The sequence below is a fragment of the Streptomyces sp. NBRC 110035 genome (assembly GCF_000829695.1).
GTDB lineage: Bacteria > Actinomycetota > Actinomycetes > Streptomycetales > Streptomycetaceae > Streptomyces.
This window is the reverse complement of sequence record NZ_BBNN01000021.1, coordinates 246,202-270,331: the sequence shown is the minus strand read 5'-3', so window position 1 is coordinate 270,331 and position 24,130 is coordinate 246,202. Positions and strand designations below refer to the sequence as shown.

18 protein-coding genes are annotated in these 24,130 nt (G+C 73.3%); 5 read left to right on the top strand and 13 right to left on the bottom strand.

What is annotated here, in order from left to right; all coding sequences use genetic code 11:
- Positions 1–3: 3 nt before the first annotated feature.
- From dapB to rpsO, 4 genes are all read right to left on the bottom strand, one after another.
- Positions 4–756 (bottom strand): 4-hydroxy-tetrahydrodipicolinate reductase, encoded by a 753-nt coding sequence (gene dapB / locus TU30_RS11840; RefSeq protein WP_042168281.1) that lies wholly within the window; start codon positions 754–756, stop codon positions 4–6.
- A gap of 53 nt (positions 757–809) precedes the next feature.
- Positions 810–2,189 carry a pitrilysin family protein gene (locus TU30_RS11835; RefSeq protein ID WP_042168279.1) on the bottom strand — a complete coding sequence of 460 codons (1,380 nt, stop codon included), beginning with the start codon at positions 2,187–2,189 and terminating at the stop codon, positions 810–812.
- A complete protein-coding gene (locus TU30_RS11830; RefSeq protein WP_042168276.1) occupies positions 2,186–4,399 on the bottom strand; it encodes a polyribonucleotide nucleotidyltransferase in 2,214 nt (737 codons plus the stop codon). The genes TU30_RS11835 and TU30_RS11830 overlap by 4 nt, the downstream gene beginning before the upstream one ends.
- 376 nt (positions 4,400–4,775) lie before the next feature.
- Positions 4,776–5,063, bottom strand: a complete 288-nt coding sequence (gene rpsO / locus TU30_RS11825; RefSeq protein WP_042168273.1) for a 30S ribosomal protein S15 — start codon at positions 5,061–5,063, stop codon at positions 4,776–4,778.
- Positions 5,064–5,353: 290 nt separating this feature from the next.
- Between rpsO and TU30_RS11820 the strand changes: the two genes are divergently transcribed.
- Together TU30_RS11820 and TU30_RS11815 are read left to right on the top strand one after the other, a co-directional pair.
- Positions 5,354–5,671 carry a DUF397 domain-containing protein gene (locus TU30_RS11820; protein WP_042168270.1) on the top strand — a complete coding sequence of 106 codons (318 nt, stop codon included), beginning with the start codon at positions 5,354–5,356 and terminating at the stop codon, positions 5,669–5,671.
- Positions 5,672–6,051: 380 nt separating this feature from the next.
- Positions 6,052–9,252: an SCO5717 family growth-regulating ATPase gene (locus tag TU30_RS11815; RefSeq protein WP_042168266.1), complete on the top strand. Its 3,201-nt coding sequence runs from the start codon at positions 6,052–6,054 to the stop codon at positions 9,250–9,252.
- A gap of 504 nt (positions 9,253–9,756) precedes the next feature.
- Here TU30_RS11815 and TU30_RS11810 read toward each other — a convergent pair.
- The 9 genes from TU30_RS11810 to rimP all read right to left on the bottom strand — a co-directional run bounded on the left by TU30_RS11810 (position 9,757) and on the right by rimP (position 21,803).
- On the bottom strand, positions 9,757–10,710 hold the full coding sequence (locus tag TU30_RS11810) for a bifunctional riboflavin kinase/FAD synthetase (protein ID WP_042168264.1): 954 nt from the start codon (positions 10,708–10,710) through the stop codon (positions 9,757–9,759).
- A 141-nt stretch (positions 10,711–10,851) separates the two neighbouring features.
- Positions 10,852–14,436 (bottom strand): hypothetical protein, encoded by a 3,585-nt coding sequence (locus TU30_RS11805; protein WP_042168262.1) that lies wholly within the window; start codon positions 14,434–14,436, stop codon positions 10,852–10,854.
- Positions 14,437–14,742: 306 nt separating this feature from the next.
- Positions 14,743–15,648 (bottom strand): tRNA pseudouridine(55) synthase TruB, encoded by a 906-nt coding sequence (truB, locus tag TU30_RS11800; RefSeq protein ID WP_042168261.1) that lies wholly within the window; start codon positions 15,646–15,648, stop codon positions 14,743–14,745.
- A complete protein-coding gene (gene rbfA, locus TU30_RS11795) occupies positions 15,645–16,121 on the bottom strand; it encodes a 30S ribosome-binding factor RbfA (RefSeq protein ID WP_042168258.1) in 477 nt (158 codons plus the stop codon). The genes truB and rbfA overlap by 4 nt, the downstream gene beginning before the upstream one ends.
- A gap of 64 nt (positions 16,122–16,185) precedes the next feature.
- On the bottom strand, positions 16,186–16,479 hold the full coding sequence (locus TU30_RS11790; RefSeq protein WP_042168337.1) for a DUF503 domain-containing protein: 294 nt from the start codon (positions 16,477–16,479) through the stop codon (positions 16,186–16,188).
- 192 nt (positions 16,480–16,671) lie between these two features.
- Positions 16,672–19,722, bottom strand: coding sequence for a translation initiation factor IF-2 (infB, locus tag TU30_RS11785; RefSeq protein WP_042168256.1), 3,051 nt, complete (start codon positions 19,720–19,722; stop codon positions 16,672–16,674).
- 150 nt (positions 19,723–19,872) lie between these two features.
- A complete protein-coding gene (locus tag TU30_RS33935; RefSeq protein ID WP_078878232.1) occupies positions 19,873–20,166 on the bottom strand; it encodes a YlxR family protein in 294 nt (97 codons plus the stop codon).
- Positions 20,167–20,268: 102 nt separating this feature from the next.
- The gene (gene nusA / locus TU30_RS11780) at positions 20,269–21,255 is read right to left on the bottom strand and encodes a transcription termination factor NusA (protein ID WP_042168254.1); all 987 of its coding nucleotides are present in this window, start codon (positions 21,253–21,255) and stop codon (positions 20,269–20,271) included.
- A 2-nt stretch (positions 21,256–21,257) separates the two neighbouring features.
- Positions 21,258–21,803, bottom strand: a complete 546-nt coding sequence (gene rimP / locus TU30_RS11775) for a ribosome maturation factor RimP (protein WP_042168251.1) — start codon at positions 21,801–21,803, stop codon at positions 21,258–21,260.
- A gap of 253 nt (positions 21,804–22,056) precedes the next feature.
- On the opposite strand from rimP, the gene TU30_RS11770 reads away from it, so the two are divergent.
- The 3 genes from TU30_RS11770 to TU30_RS11760 all read left to right on the top strand — a co-directional run bounded on the left by TU30_RS11770 (position 22,057) and on the right by TU30_RS11760 (position 24,084).
- Complete coding sequence (locus TU30_RS11770; protein WP_078878231.1) at positions 22,057–22,608, top strand: hypothetical protein; 552 nt, start codon at positions 22,057–22,059, stop codon at positions 22,606–22,608.
- Positions 22,609–22,611: 3 nt separating this feature from the next.
- Entirely contained in the window at positions 22,612–23,079 is a 468-nt protein-coding gene (locus tag TU30_RS11765) for a ferritin-like domain-containing protein (protein ID WP_042168245.1), read from the top strand.
- A gap of 93 nt (positions 23,080–23,172) precedes the next feature.
- Positions 23,173–24,084 (top strand): aminoglycoside phosphotransferase family protein, encoded by a 912-nt coding sequence (locus tag TU30_RS11760; protein ID WP_042168241.1) that lies wholly within the window; start codon positions 23,173–23,175, stop codon positions 24,082–24,084.
- The last annotated feature ends 46 nt before the right edge of the window (positions 24,085–24,130 follow it).

Below are 24,130 nucleotides of genomic sequence, written 5' to 3'. Positions count from 1 at the left end.
GGCTCAGTTCAGGTCGAGGAAGTGTTCCAGGCCGAAGGTCAGGCCGGGGGTGGTCACCACACGGCGGACGCCGAGCAGGATGCCCGGCATGAAGCTGCTGTGGTGCAGGGAGTCGTGGCGGACGGTGAGGGTCTCGCCCTCGGCGCCGAGCAGGACCTCCTGGTGGGCCAGCAGGCCGCGCAGCCGGACGGCGTGCACCGGGACGCCGTCCACGTCGGCGCCGCGGGCGCCGTCCAGGGCGGTGACCGTGGCGTCCGGGGCGGGGGCGCTGCCGGCCTCGCGGCGGGCCTCGGCGATGAGCTGGGCGGTGCGGGTGGCGGTGCCGCTGGGGGCGTCCACCTTGGTGGGGTGGTGCAGTTCGACGATCTCGACGGACTCGAAGTGGGGGGCGGCGATCTGCGCGAACTTCATGGTCAGCACGGCGCCGATGGAGAAGTTCGGTGCGATGAGCACGCCCGTCTCCGGCGACTGGTCGAGCAGGCCCGTCAACTGTGCGAGGCGGTCGTCGGTCCAGCCGGTGGTGCCGACGACCGCGTGGATGCCGTGGCGCACGCAGAAGTCGAGGTTGCCCATGACCGAGGCGGGGGTGGTCAGTTCGACGGCGACCTGGGCGCCGGCCTCGGCGAGGGTCTCCAGCCGGTCGCCCCGGCCGAGCGCGGCCACCAGTTCCATGTCGTCGGCGGCCTCGACGGCCCGTACCGCCTCGGAGCCGATGCGGCCCTTGGCGCCGAGGACCGCCACACGCAGCTTGCTCATCTTCCTTGCTTCCTTACCGGAGAGGTCGAAACCGTGGGATCTGGGCCGGCCGGTCAGGCGACCGTGTCGTGCAGCCGGGCCGCCTGCTTGTCCTTGAGCGGGCCGATGACCGACAGCGAGGGCCGCTGTCCCAGGACGTCGCGGGCGACCGTGCGGACATCGTCCATGGTGACCGAGGCTATCCGGGCCAGCATGTCGTCGACCGACATCTGCTCGCCCCAGCACAGTTCGCTCTTGCCGATACGGTTCATCAGAGCGCCGGTGTCCTCCAGGCCGAGGACGGTGGATCCCTGGAGCTGGCCGATGGCACGCCGTATCTCGTCGTCGGGCAGGCCGTGCTCGGCGACCTGGTCGAGTTCGTCGCGGCAGATCTTCAGCACGTCGTGCACCTGGGACGGCCTGCAACCGGCGTACACGCCGAAGAGGCCGCAGTCGGCGAAGCCGGAGGTGTACGAGTAGACGCTGTAGGCCAGGCCGCGCTTCTCCCGGACCTCCTGGAAGAGGCGGGAGGACATGCCGCCGCCGAGGGCGGTGTTGAGCACACCGAGGGCCCACCGGCGCTCGTCGGTGCGGGACAGGCCCGGCATGCCGAGGAGGATGTGCGCCTGCTCGGTCCTCCGGTCGACCACCTCGACGCGGCCCGCGGTGCGCAGGGTGCGCCGGCCGCCGCGCGGGGCGATCGGCCGGGCGTCCGGGTCCTTGAGAGCGCCGGCCGCCTCGAAGGCGGCCTGGACCTGGCGTACGACGTCGTCGTGGTCGATGTTGCCGGCGCAGGCGACCACGAGGTGGGTCGGGTCGTAGTGCTTCTTGTAGAAGCGGCGGATGCGGTCGGCGGTGAGGGCGTTGACCGTGTCGACCGTGCCGAGGACGGGACGGCCCAGCGGGTTGTCGCCGAACATGGTGTGCGCGAACAGGTCGTGCACACCGTCGCCGGGGTCGTCCTCGGTCATCGCGATCTCTTCGAGGATCGCGCCGCGTTCGATGTCGACGTCCTCCTCGAGGATGCGGGAGCCGGTCAGCATGTCGCAGACCACGTCGATGGCGAGCGGCAGGTCGGTGTCGAGCACGCGTGCGTAGTAGCACGTGTACTCCTTGGCGGTGAACGCGTTCATCTCGCCGCCGACGGCGTCGACGGCGGCGGAGATGTCCAGGGCGGACCTGCGGTGCGTGCCCTTGAAGAGCAGGTGCTCCAGGTAGTGGGTGGCGCCGTTCAGCGCGGGGGGCTCGTCGCGGGAGCCGACGTGTGCCCAGATGCCGAAGGTCGCCGAGCGGACCGAGGGCAGGGTCTCGGTGACGACGCGCAGCCCTCCGGGGAGGGTGGTCCTGCGGACGGTACCGATGCCGTTCTCGCCCTGGATGAGGGTTTGGGTACGGGCGACGGCCCGCGCCTCCTGAAAGGTGCGGGCCGTCGCCTTGGAGCCGTGGGACGTCACTGGTCGGTGTCGGCCTTCTTGTCGTCGTCCTCGCCCTCGATCACGGGGACGAGGGAGAGCTTGCCGCGGGAGTCGATCTCGGCGATCTCGACCTGGACCTTGGCGCCCACGCCGAGCACGTCCTCGACGTTCTCCACGCGCTTGCCGCCGGCGAGCTTGCGGATCTGCGAGATGTGCAGCAGTCCGTCCTTGCCGGGCATCAGGGAGACGAACGCACCGAAGGTGGTCGTCTTCACGACGGTGCCCAGGTAGCGCTCGCCGACCTCCGGCATGGTCGGGTTGGCGATGCTGTTGATCGTGGCGCGGGCGGCCTCGGCCTGCGAGCCCTGGGCGGCGCCGATGTAGATGGTGCCGTCGTCCTCGATCGTGATGTCGGCGCCGGTGTCCTCCTGGATCTGGTTGATCATCTTGCCCTTGGGGCCGATGACCTCGCCGATCTTGTCCACGGGGATCTTCACGGTGATGATCCGCGGCGCGTTCGGGGACATCTCGTCCGGGGTGTCGATCGCCTCCATCATCACGTCGAGGATGTGGAGGCGGGCGTCACGGGCCTGCTTGAGGGCGGCGGCCAGGACGGAGGCGGGGATGCCGTCCAGCTTGGTGTCGAGCTGGAGGGCGGTCACGAACTCCTTGGTGCCGGCGACCTTGAAGTCCATGTCGCCGAAGGCGTCCTCCGCACCGAGGATGTCGGTGAGGGCGACGTAGTGCGTCTCGCCGTTGATCTCCTGGGAGATCAGGCCCATGGCGATACCGGCGACGGGGGCCTTGAGCGGCACACCGGCGTTCAGCAGCGACATGGTGGAGGCGCAGACCGAGCCCATGGACGTCGAGCCGTTGGAGCCGAGGGCCTCGGACACCTGACGGATCGCGTAGGGGAACTCCTCGCGGGTCGGGAGCACCGGCACGATGGCGCGCTCGGCGAGGGCTCCGTGGCCGATCTCGCGGCGCTTGGGGGAGCCCACGCGGCCGGTCTCGCCGACGGAGTACGGCGGGAAGTTGTAGTTGTGCATGTAGCGCTTGCGGGTCACCGGGGAGAGGGTGTCCAGCTGCTGCTCCATGCGGAGCATGTTGAGGGTGGTGACGCCCAGGATCTGGGTCTCGCCACGCTCGAACAGCGCGGAGCCGTGCACCCGCGGGATGGCCTCGACCTCGGCGGCCAGGGTGCGGATGTCGGTGACACCGCGGCCGTCGATGCGCTTCTTCTCCTTGATGACGCGCTCGCGGACCAGGGACTTGGTCAGCGCGCGGTACGCGGCGGAGATCTCCTTCTCGCGGCCCTCGAACTCCGGCAGGAGCTTCTCGGCGGCGAGCTGCTTGACGCGGTCCAGCTCGGTCTCGCGCTCCTGCTTGCCGGCGATGGTGAGCGCCTGGGCGAGCTCGGGGCGGACGGCGGCGGTCAGCGCCTCCAGGACGTCGTCCTGGTGGTCCAGGAAGATCGGGAACTCGCCGGTCGGCTTGGCGGCCTTCGCGGCGAGGTCGGCCTGGGCCTTGCAGAGGACCTTGATGAAGGGCTTCGCGGCCTCGAGGCCGGCGGCGACGACCTCCTCCGTGGGGGCCTCGGCACCGCCCTCGACCAGCTTGACGGTCTGGTCGGTGGCCTCGGCCTCGACCATCATGATCGCGACGTCGCCGTCCTCCAGGACGCGGCCCGCGACGACCATGTCGAAGACGGCGTCCTCGAGCTCGGTGTGCGTCGGGAAGGCGACCCACTGACCGCGGATCAGCGCGACGCGGACGCCGCCGATCGGGCCGGAGAAGGGCAGACCGGCCAGCTGCGTGGACGCGGAGGCGGCGTTGATCGCCACGACGTCGTACAGGTGGTCGGGGTTGAGCGCCATGATCGTGGCGACGACCTGGATCTCGTTGCGCAGGCCCTTCTTGAAGGACGGGCGCAGCGGGCGGTCGATGAGGCGGCAGGTGAGGATCGCGTCCTCGGAGGGCCGGCCCTCCCGGCGGAAGAAGGAGCCGGGGATCTTGCCGGCCGCGTACATCCGCTCCTCGACGTCCACCGTGAGGGGGAAGAAGTCAAGCTGGTCCTTGGGGTTCTTCGAGGCCGAGGTGGCCGACAGCACCATGGTGTCGTCGTCCAGGTAGGCCACGGCGGAACCGGCGGCCTGCCGGGCGAGGCGGCCCGTCTCGAAGCGGATGGTGCGGGTGCCGAAGGAGCCGTTGTCGATGACGGCTTCGGCGTAGTGGGTCTCGTTCTCCACCAGTGGGTTCTCCGTTACTTGTCGTCTTTTGTCCCGCCTCGCCCGTGTGGCGGGGGGGACGGGGTGGAGAAGCGCGCCGTCTGGTGCGGGCCGGTCTTCGATCGAAGCTCCCGGGTTCATTCACCCGGGGGCCACTACCGAGGACCGGCGGCGGCGAGGTGCGCTTCCCTCGTACATCGGGACGTCCAGGGACGTCGGGGTGGCGCCGGCGACGACCGCGACCTGGTGCGGTACCGGTCGTCACAGCGAGTCGGTGTTCTTGTTGCCGCGTTGTGCTACCACACTACAAAGACGTGGTGACACTCCGCACGTACAGGCACGTACAGCAAAGGGAGCGGTCCCCTTTCCTCAGGGGAACCGCTCCCGTCACGGCGTCTTACTTGGCGCCCGCCGCACCGCGGCGGATGCCGAGGCGGTCGACCAGCGCGCGGAAGCGCTGGATGTCCTTCTTGGCGAGGTACTGCAGCAGTCGGCGGCGCTGACCGACCAGGATGAGCAGACCACGACGGGAGTGGTGGTCGTGCTTGTGGGTCTTGAGGTGCTCCGTCAGGTCGGAGATCCGACGGGACAGGAGAGCGACCTGGACCTCGGGGGAGCCGGTGTCACCTTCCTTGGTGCGGAAGTCGGCGATGATCTGGTTCTTCGTAGCGGCGTCGAGCGACACGCGTACTCCTCATGGTCTGTGACTGGCCACCGAGCGCCCCCGGTCTTCGCCTCGGGGGATCTTCCATGACTCGGAAGGCGGGATCCGCAGGGCGCGGCCTTCGGGGCTGGGCTCCGAGGGTGCGTACACATACGGCCGTCAGCCAGGGTACCAGCCGGAGGCGGGCCTCTTTACCACGGTTCGTGGAGCCGCCCAGGTGGGGCGGGGGGTGCCACTAATGTGAGCGCTCGTACCAGTCCATCGGGTCAGTCCATCGGACCAGTCATACGTCGGGAAGGGGTCGCTGCGACATGGCGGAGACGGCTGAGGAGATCAAGGCACGCAAGGAGCGGGAGAAGGACGAGCTCTACGCTCTCGACATCTCCGGCGTCGAGTGGCACAGCGCGCCGGGTACCGAGGAGCACGAGGAGCGGGTCGAGATCGCCCATCTGCCCGAGGGCGCGGTGGCCATGCGGTCGTCCCTCGACCCGGACACGGTGCTGCGGTACACGGAGGCGGAGTGGCACGCGTTCGTGCTCGGCGCGCGGGACGGCGAGTTCGACCTGGAGCCGGCGCCGGGGGCCGGGGAGGCGGGCACCGGCGGGACGGTGGCCGAGGCCGCCGAGTAGTCCGGGACTCCGAGCAGCCCGAGCACCTCGGGGCAGGTCCGGTGCTCCGGACCTGCCCCGAGGGGGTGACCGCCCATGACTCTTCTCCCATGGGCGGTTTCTTTCGTTTGCGCAGCGAATGTGTACGCCCCTTGACAGCGACGGGTGTTGTGGGTGGCACTGACTGAGGGTGGGCAGGGCTGACGGGGTGGGGCCGCCCGTGATTAGGCTGGTACCCGACGCGACGCCAGAACCCGCGAACCGGGTACCGGCGTCACAGGCCCGGGGGAGGCCGGTTCGGACGATGTCGTCCTCATACAGGGCCAGTTCGGACCACTGCAGGTGGTCGCCCCCGGCACAGCGCGACGGCACAAGGGTGCTCGACCAGACCAGGAGGAACTGTGGGCAGCGATCGGGACGGGATCCGCGGGGGCTGGGCAACACCCGGCGATGACCAGCCCGATGCGGAGTCCGCCGTCGAGGCGACGGGTGAGTTCACCATCGACTACGCGCCGCCGGCCTGGTACACGCAGAACGCTTCGGTGAGTTCGGAGCCGGGGTCGGGGTCGGGGTCGGGGTCGGGGTCGGGGTCGGGGCAGACAGGGTCGGAGCAGGCGGGGCCGGGGGCCGACGTGTCGTCTTCTTCCTTTTCCCCGAGGCCTGTTCCACCGTTGCCCGGGTTGACTCCGCCGCCGCACGCGGTCGGTGCTTCGGGGTCCTCGCCCCTTCCTCCGGCGCCGGCGCCGGCACCGGGAGCGCCTTTCACCCCGCCCGCGCCCGCTCCCGCGCCGGGCGCTCCTTTCACTCCGCCGGCTCCCGCGCCGGGGACGCCTTTCACGCCGCCCGCTCCGCCGTCCGGGGGGCCGGGCGGCGTACCGCGGCTTCCGGTGGGCAGCGGGTTCGAGCCGACACCGGGACCGTCGTCGGCGTCCACGCCGGAGCCGGGCTCCCTTTCGCCTGCGGCCGTGCCGGATCTTCCGGTCAGTGGGCTCGACCGGGACTCCGGTGGCGGTGACCTCGAGAGCGGTGCCACCATCCGCTTCTCCGCCGCCGCGCTGAAGCAGGAGATCCAGGACCGTGAGGCCGAGGCCACCGCCGGGCCCGAGGCGGACGCGGAGCCGGACGCCCGGCAGGGGCCCGCCGACGACCAGGAGCCGGCCGACGACGGTGGGCGCGTCGGAGACGGCGTCGAAGACACCGGCGGGCCCAAGGACGACGCCGAGGGCGACGACACCGACATCACCGACGCCTCCGAGCCGTCCGCGGAGGTCGCTGACGACGAGCGCGACGTGAGCGACGCCTTCGACGAGCACGAGGCGGAGGCGAAGCCCGAGGGGCCCGGGGCGGAGACCACGGCCGAGGCGGACGCGCCCGCGCCCGCGCCTGAGCCCGAGGACGCGGTGCCTCCGACGACCGTTCCGGCGGTTGCCGGGCCCGAGGACGCGAAACCGGTGGACGACGAACCGGCGGACGACGCGGTGCGTTCCGCGTCCGGCACCCTCGGCGGTCCCGAGGACTCCGTGCCTGCCGCGTCCGACACCCCGGCCCCGGAGGTCTGGACCCCTCCGGCACCGCCGGTCGTGCCGCCCCCGTCGTACCCCGCCGCGCCGGCGCCGGCCGGCCAGTGGCCGGCACAGCAGCAGCCACAGCAGTCGCCGCAGGTTCCCGCGGCGCCCCCGGCACCGGTCACCCCGGAGCCGGCGCAGCCGGCGGACGTGGACGCAGGCGTGCCTGCCCAGCAGCCGCAGCCCCCGTTCCAGCCGCAGGCGCCGCAGCCCGCGCCCGCCGCCTGGAGCACGCCGGACGGACCGATGCCGCCGCACCAGGCCCCCGCCCCGGCCGCGCACCAGCCTCCGTTCCAGCCGGAACCGCAGCCGCCGCTGCTGCTGCCGCCGGGGCAACAGGCCGTTCCGCCGGCCGGATACGGCTTTCCCCAGCCGGGCGCTCCCCTCCCCGGCCCTCAGGCCGGTTACGGCTTCCCGCCCGTCGGCCCCGCCCCTTCCTCCCCGGCTCCCCCGGCCCAACCGGGCGGTTACGGCTTCCCGCAGCGGCCGTCGACACCGCAGGAGCCCTCGCAGCAACCCGGCGTGCCCCCGCAGGCTCAGCCGCAGCAACCGCAGGCCTCCCAGCAGAGGTTCCCCCTCCAGCAGTCCCCTGCCCCGCAGCCCTCGCAGGCCGCTGCTCAGCCCCCGCACACCCCGCCCCAGCCCTCGCAGGCCGGCCGGCCGCCGCAGCCGCCCGTCGATCCGCGTGCCGGGGCCGCCTGGCCGCAGCCCATCCGGCACGACCAGCGGCAGCCGACCAACCCCGGTGCCGCGCCGCTCGGTTACACCGCAGCCGTGGAACTCTCGTCGGACCGGCTGCTCAAAAGCCGGAAGCAGAAGGCCAAGAGCAGCCGTCCCGCGGCGGGCGGGTCGCGGTTCAAGCTCGGCGGCAAGAAGGAGGAGGCCGAGCGGCAGCGGAAGCTGGAGCTGATCCGTACTCCGGTGCTGTCCTGCTACCGGATCGCCGTGATCAGCCTCAAGGGCGGCGTCGGCAAGACGACCACGACCACCGCGCTCGGGGCCACCCTCGCCAGCGAGCGGCAGGACAAGATCCTCGCGATCGACGCCAACCCCGACGCCGGGACACTCGGGCGGCGGGTGCGGCGGGAGACCGGGGCCACCATCCGTGACCTGGTGCAGGCGATCCCACATCTCCACTCGTACATGGACATCCGGCGGTTCACCTCGCAGGCTCCCTCCGGTCTGGAGATCATCGCCAACGACGTGGACCCCGCCGTCTCGACGACGTTCAACGACGAGGACTACCGGCGGGCGATCGACGTCCTGGGCAGGCAGTACCCGATCATCCTCACGGACTCCGGTACGGGCCTGCTCTACAGCGCCATGCGCGGGGTGCTCGACCTGGCCGATCAGCTCATCATCATCTCGACGCCGTCCGTGGACGGTGCGAGCAGCGCCAGTACGACGCTGGACTGGCTGTCGGCCCATGGGTACGCGGACCTGGTGTCGCGGTCGCTCACGGTCATCTCGGGTGTGCGGGAGACCGGAAAGATGATCAAGGTCGACGACATCGTGTCGCACTTCCAGACGCGGTGCCGCGGCGTGATCGTCGTACCGTTCGACGAGCATCTGGCCGCCGGTGCGGAGGTCGACCTGGACATGATGCGACCGAAGGTGCGGGAGTCGTACTTCCACCTCGCGTCGATGGTGGCCGAGGACTTCGTCCGGCACCAGCAGTCGCACGGCCTGTGGACCTCCGACGGCAACCCGCCGCCGGTCGCCGCCCCGCCGCTGCCGGGCCAGTACGCCCCTGGTCAGCCCCACGCCGGCCAGCAGGCACCGCACCCCCACCAGCCCCACCAGCCGCCGCAACACCCCCACCAGCCACAGCCCGGCCGGCCGTACGTCCCGCCCCCGGGGCAGCCCCACCCGCAGCCGGGCCATGGTCAGCCACCGGCGCAGCCCGGCCAGGAGTATCCGCAAGCCGCTCCCGGCCGGCCGTACCCCCAGCCGCCCGGTTACGGCTATCCCCAGCCGGAAGGACCGGACCAGCACGGCCGGCCCGGCGGCGGGCAGGCGCCGCCTCCGCAGCAGTAGCTGCCGCGCATGTCACCAGAGCGGCGCCTTCCGAGGGGCCGGCCCTGTTGTCGGCCCGCACCGTTCGTCCGTGGTGCGGGCCGTCCCCGTCTCCGGGTCGCAGCGCGGCGTCAGGCGCCGGCCGTCCCGCTGTCGGCCGGCCCCGGCGCGGACACCGTGAGGAGGCTCAGGGCAGTCCGCCGGAGCGGCCGAGCGCCGGTTCTCGCCTCGGGACCGACGGGTCCGGGCGCGATCTGCTCGGTGCTGGTGATCGGGGACGCGCGGGTGTCGCTGCCCGTGAGGGCTGCTCGCCGCCGGGCCTCGGTGCTCCCGCTCGGCGGGCAGGCGGACCGCGCGGGCGTCGCGGACGCGTGCCGGGGCAGGGATCCGGGCCCCGGAGAGCCTCGACGGCGGAGGCGGAGAGGGTGACGGCGGGGGCGTGGTCGGCCCAGTGGCCTGCCACTGGGCACACGCACGCGAAGCGGGGCCCGCTCCGGTCGGGTCGCCCGGGTCCCGCGTGCCCGGCTACGGCCTCTCGGCGGCTGCCACCAGTTCCTTGCAGCGCCTGACGTCCGCGGCCATCTGCTCCATCAGTGCCTCGAGTGAGTCGAACTTCGCCTGGCCGCGGACGAAGGCGAGGAAGTCGACGGCGACGTGGAGGCCGTAGAGGTCCAGGTCGACGCGGTCGATGGCGTACGCCTCGACCGTGCGCTCGGTGCCGTCGAACTGGGGGTTGGTGCCGACGGAGATCGCCGCAGGCATGGCCTCCCCCTGGGCGTGCAGCCAGCCCGCGTAGACGCCGTCGGCGGGGATCGCGCTGTGCGGGAGTGTCTCGACGTTGGCCGTGGGGAAACCCAGTTCACGGCCGCGCCGGGCGCCGCTGACGACCACGCCCTCCACCCGGTGCGGGCGGCCCAGGATCTCGGCGGCGCCCTCGACCTCGCCCTCGATGATCAGGCGGCGGGTGAGCGTGGAGGAGAAGGGCTCGCCGCCGCCCGCCTCACCGCTGACGTACAGATCCACGACCTCGACCTCGAAGTCGTAGACCTTGCCCTGTTCTGCGAGGAAGTCCACGGTGCCCGCGGCCCGGTGGCCGAAACGGAAGTTGGGGCCCTCGACGACCGCCCTGGCGTGCAGCTTGTCGACCAGGACCTTCACGACGAACTCGGCCGGCGACAGCTTCGAGAACTCCGTGGTGAAGGGGAGGATCAGGACCGCGTCCACTCCCAGTTCGGCCATGAGTTCGGCACGGCGGTGGTGCGGGGCGATCAGCGGCGGGTGGCTGCCGGGGCGGACCACCTCGCTGGGGTGCGGGTCGAAGGTGACGACGACCGCGGGGACGCCCAGCTGCCGCGCGCGGTCCACGGCATGCCTGATGATCAGCTGGTGCCCGCGGTGGACTCCGTCGTAGGAACCGATGGTGACGACGCTGCGCCCCCAGTCCTGGGGGATGTCCTCCAAGCCACGCCAGCGCTGCACTGCCTGCTCCTTGTCGAAACCTCGTCGGGCCGAGTCCGTGGACTTCTCCTGCGCAGGTCTAAGGGTGCCATGCCGACCGTGGTCGGCTCGCATCGGTATCGGCGCTCCGGTGCTGTGACGCTGTGCACTGCCCACCGCGGCTCAGGCGGGGACGCCCACTGCCGCCCGGGTTCCGATCATCCGCCGGGTGTCGGGGCCGACCAGGTCCGCCCATTCCCGGGGCGCGTCCGCCAGCCAGCGGGCCAGGGCGGCGGCGAAGCCCGGGACGTGCCGCCCCAGGTCGGCCAGGACGTGGTCGAAGCGGGCGGCGCCGTCGGGGGTGCGCAGGAGGAGCAGCCCGGTGTGGTGGACGAGCTCGCGTGCGGGGTCGCCGGTGCGGTAAGGGCCGTCGGTGTGGCGGGCGGCGGTGCCCAGCACCGCCGCCAGTACGTCGGGGTCGTCGTCGCGGGTGAGGAGCGGGTCCAGCAGCGCGCGGCGCAGGGGGCGCGAGGCGGGGGTGCCGGGCTCGGCGAGGGCACCGGCGAGGGCGGCCCGCAGCCGCCGCGGACCGGTGTCCAGCAGACCGGCGAGCAGGGGCAGGAGTACGTCGCGGTCGGCCGGCTCCTGGTCCAGGCGCCGGTCCGCGTACGCGGCCAGCTGTCCCGCGAGGTCCGGGCGCCGCTCCACCGCCGCACTCACCAGCGCGGCGACGCGGAGAACCGGGCCGGGCGTGTCGGCGCCGGCGTCCGCGGGGGCGGCCGCACGGGCATGCGCTGCAGTGGAAACGGGCTCATCGGCGGGGGTGTCCGGTGTTCGGCCCGCGTCCGTCCGGGCGGGCCCCGCGCGGACGGCGTCGAGGACGGCCTCCGGGCGGCTGGCGAGGGCGTCGGCCAGCGCGCCCGGCGGGACGTACGGGTCACCGGCCGCGAAGTGCTCCAGGGCCCGCGCGAGGTGACGGTCCCTGGTGCTCGGGTCCTGGACGAGCAGGGCGAGCGCGCCACCGTCGAGCGTGCGGTCGCCGGGGCGTACGAGCAGGGCGAGGGCCGCGTACCGCAGCAGGGTGCGGTCGGCCTCGTCACGGGCGTGCGGTGCGGCCAGCAGCCCGTACGTCACCGCCGCCTCGCGGCGGTCGGGGCGCTCGTCGCGGGCCCAGCGGTCGACGGCCCGGCACACCACCGGGGGATTCTCCTCGGCGAGCACACGGAGCAGTTGTCCGGCCCGCCGGTGCGGGCTGTCGGCGAGCGCCTCGGTCAGGGCGTCCGGAGCACGGTGCCGGTGGGTGTGCAGCAGTGCTTGTGCCGCTGTCGCGACCGTCGCGTGCGGGGTGGCGGGCAGCGGCCGTTCGTCCTCGAACCACCGGACGAGGTGCGGGAGTACGGCGACGGGGTCGGCGCCGAACAGACGGGAGGCAGCGTCCAGGAAGCGGGGGCCGGTCTCGTACGGGGGCCCGTCGGCGTGGACGAGCCCGCGCAGCAGCTCGAAGCCGGTCTCCAGGGGCAGGGGGAGAGCGGTCCAGAAGGCCGGGCCCAGCTCGCCGGGCACCGGCCGGCGCTGCTGCCGCCAGGCCACGATCCGGTCGGCCAGCAGCCGCAGCACCCCGGTGCAGGGCGTGGCGTCGGGCACGCGTGCGAGGGTTTCGGTGAGCAGCCGGGCGGCCCACCAGGAGCCGGTGTCGGTGTCGAGGGCGTACACCAGGTCGGTGAGTCGGGAGGCGAGGGGGCCGGTGCCCCGCTGGCGGGCGAGCAGCAGCATGGCCTGCACGACGGGGCCGACGCGGTGGTGCGGAACGGGCACGTTGTCGGGGCCGGGGGCGAGGCCGGGGCCACGAGAGGCGCCGAGGTTCTCGTGGACCAGGGCGCGCAGGGCGCCGTCCAGGTCCAGGTGGGTGCCCTGGAGCCAGTCGGCGAGTTCCTCATGGGCGAAGCGGTAGCCGGTCCCGGCGGGGACGAGGAGGCCCTCGGCGAGTACGGCGGAGGCCCAGCCGGTGCCGCCGCCCAGAGCGGCCGGGGCGGGCCCCCAGGGGAACACCGCTTCGAACGCCGCCCGGTCCAGCTCGCCCTGACCGGGGCCGAGGCTGCGGCGGGCGGCCTCGTGCACCTGCCCGGAGACCCTGGCGGCCAGCCGGCGTACGGCGGTGCCGCGCAGCCCGCTCCCGGCGGCGAGGCGTACGGCCACGCGCAGGCACGTCAGGTCCAGGTGGGCGGAGAGGACGTCGTGGCGGTCCGCGCGGGCGTCCGGCGCGTCCGGGGCGTCGGCGAGGGCGGCCCGGACCTCCGCGAGCAGCCGGAGCGTCAGCGGGTGCCGGGTGTCGGCCGGGGAGCCCTCCGGGATGCCGTAGCGGGCCCGTGCCTCGACGGCCTCGTCGGCGGTCAGGTCGCCGAGCCGCACGCACGCGGGAAGGCCCTCGGCGGCGGGCCCGCCCGGGGACTCGCCCCGGTGCCGGTGCAGCAGCTCCGCCGGGAGGAGCGCGCCCGCGTTCTCCCAGTACTCCGCGCGGCACCCCACCACCAGACGCGCCCCGGTCCGCCGCAGCCACCGTGCCGTTCCGTCGGTCCACTCGGCGAGGCGGCCGGCCAGGACGGGCGGCATCTCCTCGGGGCCGTCGAGCAGGAGCAGCAGAGGGCGGCCGGCGCCGCGGGCCAGGTCGGCGAGGCGCGCCGGGCCGAAGTCGCCGGGACCTTCGGGGCCGGCCGGGAACGGGGTGCGGGACGCGACGACGATGCGGGCGGCCCGGTCGAGCGCCCGCCGGGCCGCGTCGGCGACGGAGAGGTCCTCCTCCCGCAGATCGGCGCCGCGCAGCCACAGCGTGGGACCGCCGGCGCGGTGGCGGCGGGCGGCGAGCGCCGCGAGCTCCGTCGTACGGCCGCTGCCGGGCGGTCCGACAAGGCCGAGGACCGCGGCCGGACCGTGCTCGAACGCGGTGAACTCGGCGGTGGTGGCCGCTCGTTCCACCGGAACGACGTCTCCGGGGCCGAGGGCGCCCGGCGGGCCGTCCTGCCCGACCGAGGTGGCGGTGAGTTCCAGCACGCCGGCGAGGTTGAGGTCGGTGCCGTAGGCCGGGACCGTCGCCGCGTTCTCGGCGAGCAGTGCGGCGAGAGGGCCCGGTGCGGGGCAAAGCGGCACGGCGAAGCCGCCGTCGCGGCCGCCCGCGTGGAGCGCGGTGCCGAGCACGCCGAGGACGGCGCCGGTGGCGGCGTCGAGCACCGGCCCGCCGGCCGCTCCGCCGCCGGTGCGCAGCGCGTCGCGGCCGGTGGTGCCGATGGCCAGCTCCAGCGCGTCGTCGAGGGTGTGGCAGCGCCCGGTGGCGGTGTACGTCACGGTGGTCGCGCCGAGTACGCGCGCCTCGCGCCAGCATCCGGCGGCGATCCGCACGTAGGCGCCGCTGTCGACGCGGTCCCGCACGGTGACGGGCAGCGGGTCGACGCCGAGCCCCTCGGCACGCAGGAGCGCGAGGCCGAGCCCGGGCAGCGGCGTGACGGCGTCGGCGCCCACGACGCGGCGGCGGTCGCCGGGGGCGTGCAGGACGAGGCCGGGGAGGCCGTCGACGGCCTCGTGGCTGGTGATCAGCGTGCCGCGGTGGTCGGCAGGGAAGGCGAGACCGCGCGGGCGGCCGGCGAGGTCCTGCACGCGGACGAGGACATTGGCGGGTGACGGTCCCCGCCGCGCCGGAGAGGCCTGGTCCGGGCCCCGGCCGGCCGGGTCGTGGAGTGGGCCCCGCTCATGACGGGACGGATCGCGCGACGTCATCGTCGAACCTTCATGCCGAACCTTCGTGCCGTGCTGTCGTGCCGTGCTGTCGACTGCCTCGGCCTCGACGGTAGGGCCGGATGATCAGCGAAACAGCACCCTCGGCAAACGCGCCCCCTTCCACTCCCCCGTTCACTCCGAGCGCCTGCACTTACGGGTGAACGGGCGGCCCCGGATGGACACGCTGGAGGTGGGGGAACCGGGGGGACCGTGGAGCGGCGGCATGCGATCCCCGTGACGCCGCTCCACGGGCGGGTCCGGCAGTGCCGGACGGCCGGGCCGTCCGGCACCCGTCGGCCCCGCCCGTCAGCCGAAGACCGCCAGGCTCTTGGCCTTGCCCCGGTGTTCCTCGACGAGGGCGAGGAAGGTGCCCTCGGGGTCGAAGACGGCGACCGGGCCGGCGACCGCGTACTCCTCGGGCATCTCCAGGCGCACGCCGTTGGTGAGCAGCCGGGCGCGCCGGGCGTCGACGTCCCAGCGGGGGAAGGCCGCCGCGGCGGCCTCGGCGATCGGCATCACGGTCAGTTCCTGCTGGAGCTGGTCGAGCGTGCGGGCCGTGTCCAGCTTGTACGGGCCTACGCGGGTCCTGCGCAGCACCGTGAGGTGACCGCCGACGCCCAGGCCTGCGCCCAGGTCGCGGGCGAGGGCGCGGATGTACGTACCGGAGGAGCAGACGACGGAGACGACCAGGTCGAGCACCGGCGTGCCGTCCTCGGCGACGGCCGGGCGGACGTCGTAAACGGTGAACGAGGAGACGGTGACCGGCCGGGCCGGGATGTCGAACTCCTCGCCCTCACGGGCCCGCTTGTAGGAGCGCACGCCGTCGATCTTGATGGCGCTGACCTTGGACGGCACCTGCATGATGGCGCCGGTCAGCTCGGCCACCCCGGCGTCGACGGCCTCGCGGGTGACCTCGGAGGCGTCCGTGGACGAGGTGATCTCGCCCTCGGCATCGTCCGTGAGGGTGTTCTGCCCGAGCCGGATGGTGCCCAGGTACTCCTTCTCGGTCAGCGCGAGGTGACCGAGGAGCTTGGTGGCCCGCTCGATGCCGAGGACGAGGACGCCCGTCGCCATCGGGTCGAGGGTGCCGGCGTGGCCGACGCGGCGGGTCCGGGCGATGCCGCGCATCTTGGCGACCACGTCGTGCGAAGTGAAGCCCGACGGCTTGTCGACGATGACAAGGCCGTCGGGCGTGGTGTGCTTCTGGGTCATTCGGCGGTGTCGTCCGTCCCGGTGTCCGCAGGGTCCCCGGGGTCCTCGGGGTCCTCGGGCTTGCGGTACGGGTCGGCCCCGCCCGCGTACGTGGCTCCCGCGGACGCCTCGCGCACCTTGGCATCGGACTGACGCGCCCTGTCGAGGAGGTCCTCGATGTTGCGCGCGGTGTCCGGGAGCGCGTCCATGACGAACTCCAGGGTCGGCGTGAACTTCACACCCGCCGCCCGGCCCACCTCGGAGCGCAGGACGCCCTTGGCGCTCTCCAGGCCCGCCGCGGCGGCCTTGCGCTCCTCGTCGTCCCCGTACACCGTGTAGAAGACGGTCGCCTCCCGCAGGTCACCCGTGACCCGGGTGTCCGTGATGGTGACGTGCGTGCCGAGCCGCGGGTCCTTGATCCCGCGCTGCAGCTTCTGGGCCACCACCTCTCGGATGAGGTCCGCCAGCCTTTTCGCCCGCGCGTTGTCGGCCACTGGTCCGTCTCCCGTTCTTTCCTGTCCGCGTTGTCAAAGCCCCGCGTTCCCGGGGCTGGATTCGTCAGTCGTCCTCGCCGTGGAAGCGCCGCCTGACGGACAGCAGCTCCACCTCGGGGCGCCCGGCGACCAGCCGCTCGCACCGGTCCAGTACGTCGGTCAGGTGCGCCGCGTCGCCGGACACCACCGCCAGGCCGACGACGGCCCTGCGGTGAAGATCCATGTGATCCACCTCGGCCGCGCTCACCGCGTACTTCCGCTGGAGCTCGGCGACGATCGGGCGGACGACGGAGCGCTTCTCCTTCAGCGACCTGACGTCGCCGAGGAGGAGGTCGAAGGACAGCGTCCCCACATACATGCACAGCCGGTTCACCCGCCGGTACGGGATCGGTGACCCCGCCGTCCGTGGTGGGCGGGGACATCAGAACCGTACATCGAAGGGGCCTGCCGATCGACGGGTATTACGCTCCGCCGACCGGCCCGCCGGCCCCGGACGCACGAGCCGGCCGGCGGGACAGGGGTCCCGCCGGCCGGCCCACACCGTGGGGTGTTACGCCCGCGGCTTCTCGCGCATCTCGTAGGTCGCGATGACGTCGTCGACCTTGATGTCGTTGAAGTTTCCGAGGTTGATACCGCCCTCGAAGCCTTCCCGGATCTCGGTGACGTCGTCCTTGAAGCGGCGCAGACCGACGATGTTGAGGCTCTCCGCGATGACCTTGCCGTCGCGGAGGAGGCGCGCCTTGGTGTTGCGCCTGACCTCGCCGGAGCGGATGAGAACACCCGCGATGTTGCCCAGCTTGGACGAGCGGAAGACCTCGCGGATCTCCGCCGTGCCGAGCTCGACCTCTTCGTACTCCGGCTTGAGCATGCCCTTGAGGGCCGCCTCGATCTCCTCGATCGCCTGGTAGATGACCGAGTAGTACCGGACATCCACACCTTCGCGCTCGGCCATCTGCTGTGCCCGCCCGGCGGCGCGCACGTTGAAGCCGATCACGATGGCGTCCGAGCCCATCGCCAGGTCGATGTCGGACTCCGTGACCGCACCGACGCCGCGGTGCAGGACGCGGATGTCGACCTCTTCGCCGACGTCCAGCTGGAGCAGCGAGGACTCGAGGGCCTCGACCGATCCGGACGCGTCACCCTTGATGATCAGGTTCAGCTGCTGGATCTCGCCGGCCTTGAGCACCTTGTCCAGGTCCTCCAGCGACACGCGGCGCGTGCGCTTGGCGAACGCGGCGTTGCGCTCACGGGCGGCACGCTTCTCGGCGATCTGACGGGCCGTGCGGTCCTCGTCGACGACGATGAAGTTGTCGCCCGCACCCGGGACGTTGGTCAGGCCCAGGACCTGGACCGGCGTCGACGGGCCGGCCTCGGCGACGTTGTTGCCGTTGTCGTCGAGCATGGCGCGCACACGGCCGTAGGCGTCGCCCACCACCATCGTGTCGCCGACCCGCAGGGTGCCTCGCTGCACGAGGACGGTCGCCACGGCACCGCGGCCGCGGTCGAGCCGGGACTCGATCGAGATGCCCTGCGCGTCCTGCGTCGGGTTGGCCCGCAGGTCGAGCGAGGCGTCGGCGGTGAGGACGACGGCCTCCAGGAGGCTGTCGATGTGCAGACCCTGCTTGGCGGAGATGTCGACGAACATGGTGTCGCCGCCGTACTCCTCGGCCACCAGGCCGTACTCGGTCAGCTGACCGCGCACCTTGGTCGGGTCGGCGCCCTCGACGTCGATCTTGTTGACCGCGACGACGATCGGGACCTCGGCCGCCTTGGCGTGGTTGAGCGCCTCGACCGTCTGCGGCATGACGCCGTCGTTGGCCGCGACGACCAGGATCGCGATGTCGGTCGACCGCGCACCACGGGCACGCATGGCGGTGAACGCCTCGTGACCCGGGGTGTCGATGAAGGTGATCCTGCGCTCTTCCTCGTTGACCTCGGTCGCGACCTGGTAGGCACCGATGTGCTGGGTGATGCCGCCTGCCTCGCCCGCGATGACGTTCGTCTTGCGGATGGCGTCGAGGAGGCGGGTCTTGCCGTGGTCGACGTGACCCATGACGGTGACGACCGGCGGACGGACCACCAGGTCCTCCTCGCCGCCCTCGTCCTCGCCGAACTCCAGGTCGAAGGACTCGAGCAGCTCGCGGTCCTCCTCCTCCGGGCTGACGATCTGAACCGTGTAGTTCATCTCGCCGGCGAGGAGGTGGAGCGTCTCGTCGGAGACGGACTGGGTCGCGGTGACCATCTCGCCGAGGTTCATCATGACCGCGACGAGCGACGCCGGGTTGGCGTTGATCTTCTCCGCGAAGTCGGTGAGCGAGGCACCGCGCGACAGGCGAATGCTCTCGCCGTTGCCGCGGGGCAGCATCACGCCGCCGACCGACGGGGCCTGCATGGCCTCGTACTCCTGGCGCCTCTGCCGCTTCGACTTGCGGCCACGACGGGCCGGACCGCCGGGACGGCCGAAGGCGCCCTGCGTGCCACCACGGCCACCGGGACCGCCGGGACGGCCGCCGAAGCCGGGACGGCCACCGCCGCCGCCGAAGCCGCCGCCACCGGGACGACCGGCGAAGCCGCCGCCGCCACCGGGACGACCGCCGCCACCGCCACCCGGGCCGGCCGGGCGACCGGCGAAGCCGCCGCCACCGGGACGACCGCCGCCGGGACGACCGGCACCGGCCGGACCACGGCCACCGCCGGGACCGCCACCGGGGCGGGGACCGGCAGCCGGACGCTGCGGCATCATGCCGGGGTTGGGACGCGGGCCGCCGGGGCCGCCGCCACCGGGACGGGGACCGCCCTGCGGACGCGGCATCGAGCCCGGGGAGGGACGCTGCCCGCCCGGGGCCTGCGGACGCGGACCGCCACCGCCCTGGCCACCGGGGGCCTGGGGACGGGGACCGCCGCCGGGGGCACCGGGACCGCCGGGACGCGCGCCCTGCGGGCGGGGCGACTGCGGGCGGGCCATACCGGTGGAACCACCGGAGGTGAAGGGGTTGTTACCCGGACGCGGACCGGCCGGGCGTCCACCCGGACGCTGACCGCCGCCACCGGGACGCTGGCCCTGACCGGCCGGACGGCCGCCCTGACCACCCTGGCCGCCCTGACCGGCGGGACGACCGCCGGGCTTGGGGGCACCGGGACGCGCGCCGGGCTTCGGTCCGGCCGGAGCCGGGGACGGAGCCTGAGCGGCGGCCGGCGGGGCCTGGAACTCCGGGGCCGCCGGGGCCGGACGCGGCGCGGGGCGCGGGCCCGGCGTCGGACGCGGACCGGCGGGGGTCACCGGAGCGGGCGCCGACGGGGCCTCGGACTGCTGGGCCGCGGCGGGCTTGGGTGCGGCCGGCGGCCGCGGTGCTGCCGGACGTGCCTGCGCCGGGGACGGCGCGGGCCTGGGCGCGGCCTTCCTGGGCGCGCCGGGCTTGGCACCGGACCTGCCGTTGCCCCCGCCCTGCTGGAACGCGTCGGTCAGCTTGCGTACTACGGGCGCTTCGATGGTCGAAGACGCCGAACGGACGAATTCACCGAGCTCCTGGAGCTTGGCCATGACGACCTTGCTCTCGACACCGAACTCCTTGGCGAGTTCGTAGACCCGGACCTTAGCCACTTCGCTCCTTTGAGGTCCGGGTTGCGTCCGGACCGTCGCTAGTTCATGGGCGTACTCATCGCGTACTCATCGAGTGCTCATCGCAATCTCGACCTGCTTTCGACTCGCGAGGTACCAGACCGCACGGGGGGTTCCGCACGGCATGTCTTCTTACGGGTTGCTGTCGCAACCCTGTGCCTGCTCCACGTAGTGGCGCAACGCCTTTACGTCGAGCGGTCCCGGGACGCGGAGCGCCCGCGGAAGCGCCTTTCGGCGCACCGCCTGGTCAAGACAGACCGGGGCGGGGTGCACATACGCACCCCGACCGGACAGCGTACCGCGTGGATCGGGGACGCACACGTCCTCGACCGCCACGATCCGCAGCAGCTCACTCTTGACCGCTCGCTCCCGGCAGCCCACGCAGGTGCGCTCTGGGCGCGCGCGGGTAGGTGTCCGGCCAGACACTCCTAAGTCTACCTCCCCGGACCGACCTCACCCCTATGGGGCAAGCATCGAACATGCGCCGCGCGCAAGACTGTCGTGATCTCGGCGTGCGGCGGCTTGGATCTATTCCCCGGGCTGTTCCGTGTCCGGCCGGATGTCGATCCGCCAGCCGGTCAGGCGGGCGGCCAGGCGGGCGTTCTGCCCCTCCTTGCCGATCGCCAGGGACAGCTGGTAGTCCGGCACGGTCACCCGGGCGGACCGGGCCGCCAGGTCCACGACCTCCACCTTGGTGACGCGGGCCGGGGAGAGCGCGTTGGCCACCATCTCGGCCGGGTCGTCCGACCAGTCGACGATGTCGATCTTCTCGCCGTTCAGCTCGCCCATCACGTTGCGTACGCGGCCGCCCATGGGGCCGATGCAGGCGCCCTTGGCGTTCAGCCCGGACCGGGCGGCGCGGACGGCGATCTTCGTACGGTGGCCGGCCTCGCGGGCGATGGCGGAGATCTCCACCGAGCCGTCGGCGATCTCCGGCACCTCCAGGGCGAAGAGCTTCTTCACCAGATGGGGATGTGTGCGCGACAGGGTGACGGACGGGCCGCGCACCCCCTTCGCCACCCGGACGACGTAGCTGCGCAGCCGCAGCCCGTGCGCGTAGGTCTCGCCGGGCACCTGCTCCTGCACCGGCAGGATGGCCTCCAGCTTGCCGATGTCGACCAGGACGTTCTTCGGGTCGCGGCCCTGCTGGACCACACCGGTCACGATGTCGCCCTCACGGCCGGCGTACTCGCCCAGCGTCGCGTCGTCCTCGGCGTCCCGCAGGCGCTGCAGGATGACCTGCTTGGCCGTGGTGGCGGCGATGCGGCCGAAGTCGGACGGGGTGTCGTCGAACTCTCGGGCCTCCTGGCCCTCGTCGAGGTCCTCGGGGTCCTCCTTCGCCCACACCGTCACGTGCCCGGTCTCCCGGTCGAGTTTCACGCGCGCGTGGCGGCGGCTTCCCTCGGTGCGGTGGTAGGCGATGAGGAGGGCCGATTCGATTGCCTCGACCAGCAGGTCGAGGGAGATCTCCTTCTCCCGTACCAAGAGCCGAAGGGCACTCATGTCGATGTCCACGGTTACGCCTCCTCTTCCGTCTCGTCGTTGGTGTCGTGCACGTCGTTCGCGCCCTGCGCGGCGGGCCTGTCGTCCTTGCGGTTGAACTCGACCTGGACGCGCGCCCTGCCGATCTCCCCGAAGGCGAGCCGGCGCGCGGTGGGCCTGCGGCCCTTGACGCCGGGCACTTCGAGGTCGAGACCTTCGTCGTCGGTCCGCAGGATCCGGGCGGTCAGTTCGTCGCCCGTCGTCAGCCGGAAGCTCACCAGGCGGCCCGTGGCGCGCACGTAGTGCCGGTGCTCGGTGAGGGGGCGCTCGGCGCCCGGGGTGCCGACCTCGAGGGTGTACTCGCCGCTGCCCATCGCGTCGGTCTCGTCGAGCTTCGCCGAGAGCGCGCGGCTCACATCGGCGATCCGGTCCAGATCCGCGCCGCTGTCCGAGTCCACGACCACACGCAGCACCCGCTTGCGGCCGACCGCGTCGACGGCGATCTCCTCGAGATCGAGGCCCTGCGAGCTGACGAGCGGTTCCAGAAGTTCTCGGAGCCTCTCGCTCTGGGTGCTGCTCATCCGGGTGACTCCTCGGCCGCGTGTGCTGTTGTGGTGTGGGGCGCGTGTCTGGTTCAAAGGGTATCCGGTCGCGGGGGGTGATGCCGTCCACCCGGTGACGGAGGGTGCCGCTGAGCGCCGTCGGGGAGATGCACGGGTACCGTGATCACGGGACCGGGCCCTGCCGTCGCCCGGTGGACGGGAGTACGGCGACAGCGCCTGTGGGTCCCTCTTCCGTCGCCACGTTCCGTACGAGCCCCCGAGGACGTCTGCCGTGCCGTTCCCCCACGCTCCGCGCGCCCGTACGGGACCGCGCAGAAGGAGTTTGCTCGCCGTCGCCCCGGCGGCGCTGTTCGCGGCGGGCTGTTCCGCCGCGGCCGAGGATCCCGGCCCCACCGCCGGCAGCCGTCCCCCGGCCGGCGAGCGGGCACGCGCGCGTGCGGCGCGCGACAGCAGGGAGCTGGCCGAGCGGTACGACGCCGTGATCGCGGCGCACACCGGGCTCGCGCAGCGGCTGGCTCCGCTGCGCGAGGACGTCGTGCGGCATGCGAAGGCCTTCGAGAGTCCCGGGACCGCGGCGGGCACGGCGTCGGCCTCGCCCGAGTCGCCGGTGCCCACCGGGGCGGGGCCGTCCGCCTCGCCGCCGGTGCCGGTGCCGGTGCCCGCGAAGGAGAAGGACGCCCTCGCCGGGCTCGCCGCCACCGAGCGGGAGATCGCCGACCGTCGTCTGGAGGCGCTGCTCGACGCGCCGGCCGAGCTGGCCAGGCTGCTGGCGTCGGTGGCGGCGGCCGGGGCCGCGCACGTGTTTCTGCTGACGGAGGGCTGACGGGTGAGCGAGGCGAAGGACCGGGAGCTGCGGGCGCTGCAGGGCGCCCTGGCGGCGGAGCACGCGGCGGTGTACGGCTACGGGGTCGTCGGCGGGCTGATCGCCGACGACCGGCGTGCGGACGCGCGCGCGGCGTACGACGCGCACCGCGCGCGCCGGGACGCGCTGGTGCGTGAGGTGAAGGACACCGGCGCCGACCCCGTGGCGGCGGCCGCGGGGTACGCGCTGCCGTTCCAGGTGCCGGACTCGCCCGCGGCCGTACGGCTCGCGAAGGAGCTGGAGAGCCGGGTGGCCGGGGTGTACGCGGACCTGGTGCGGGCGAGCGGGGGCGAGCGCCGCCGTGCGGCGGCCGAGGCGCTGCGGGAGGCGGCGGTGCGGGCGGTGCGCTGGGGCGGGGAGAGCGTAGCCTTCCCTGGGCTCGCCGAGCGGGCCGAACCGTCCTCGGGGGCTCCGTCGACGCCGGCGGTGTGACAGGACCGCACGCGAGGGCGCGCCGGGGCGGCGGGAGCGGACGGCGGCAGGTGCCGCGCACGGCACGAAGGGAACGAAGGGAACGACTCGCGCATGGTCTTCGAACCGCCGCAGCGTCTGGTGAGGGCGCTGGGTGAGACGGCTCCCGACGGCGGTGCGCACTGGCTGGAGAGGCTGCCCGGGGCGGCGCGCGAGGCCGTCGCAGTGCGCGGGCTGACCGTGGAACGGGTGCAGGTGCCGGGGGGACGCAGCAGCCTGGTGGTGCTGGTGCGGACCGCCGACGGCCTGCCCGCCGTGCTGAAGCTGGCCCCGGCGCGGGCCCGGCCGGAGAGCGAGCGGGCCGCGCTGGCCCACTGGAACGGGCTGGGCGCGGTCCGGTTGCTGGAACCCTTCGCCTCGGACGGGGCGCTGCTGCTGGAGCGGCTGCACCCGGATGTCTCGGTGCGGTCCCTGCCGGAGGCGAAGGCACTGCTCGAGGCTTCCGGGACGCTGCGGCGGCTGTGGGTGGAGCCGCCCGCCGGGGACACCGCTCACGTCTTCGAGACGGTGGCCGAGCGGACCGGAAGGCAGGCCGAGGCGATGCGGACGGGTGCCGCCGGCGACCCGGAGGTGGAGCCGCTGGTCTCGGCGGCGCTGGCGGCCCGCGAGGAACTGCTGGCCGGACCGCCCGAGCACCGGCTGCTGCACGGCACCTTCCGCCAGAGCAAGGTGCTCTCCGCCGAGCGGATGCCGTGGCTGGCGGTGGGCCCGGACCCGGTGGTCGGGGAGCGCGCCTTCGATCTGGCCCGGCTGGTTCGCGACCGGGTGGAGGACCTGGTCGCCCAGCCGTCCGGCGCGGCGACGACCCGTCGGCGGGTGAAGCGCCTGGCGGAGTCCCTGGAGATCGACCAGGAGCGGCTGCGCGGCTGGACCCTGTTCCGCGCGGTGGAGTCCGGCGTACGCGCCCGCCGCGTCGGCCGCGGCCGGGACGCGGAGCTGCTCCTGGAGTTCGCGAGCTGGCTCTGACGCCGTGCGGGACCACCAGGAGCCCGCGCGAAGGACGCTTCCGCAC

What these genes read in the sequence shown, in the direction of transcription:
- TU30_RS11820 (WP_042168270.1), top strand. Translation starts at nt 5,354, where the DNA reads ATGGCGGAGACGGCTGAGGAGATCAAGGCACGCAAGGAGCGGGAGAAG.
- TU30_RS11790 (WP_042168337.1), bottom strand. Translation starts at nt 16,479, where the DNA reads ATGTATGTGGGGACGCTGTCCTTCGACCTCCTCCTCGGCGACGTCAGG.
- rimP (WP_042168251.1), bottom strand. Translation starts at nt 21,803, where the DNA reads ATGAGCAGCACCCAGAGCGAGAGGCTCCGAGAACTTCTGGAACCGCTC.
- truB (WP_042168261.1), bottom strand. Translation starts at nt 15,648, where the DNA reads ATGACCCAGAAGCACACCACGCCCGACGGCCTTGTCATCGTCGACAAG.
- TU30_RS11805 (WP_042168262.1), bottom strand. Translation starts at nt 14,436, where the DNA reads ATGACGTCGCGCGATCCGTCCCGTCATGAGCGGGGCCCACTCCACGAC.
- TU30_RS11760 (WP_042168241.1), top strand. Translation starts at nt 23,173, where the DNA reads ATGGTCTTCGAACCGCCGCAGCGTCTGGTGAGGGCGCTGGGTGAGACG.
- dapB (WP_042168281.1), bottom strand. Translation starts at nt 756, where the DNA reads ATGAGCAAGCTGCGTGTGGCGGTCCTCGGCGCCAAGGGCCGCATCGGC.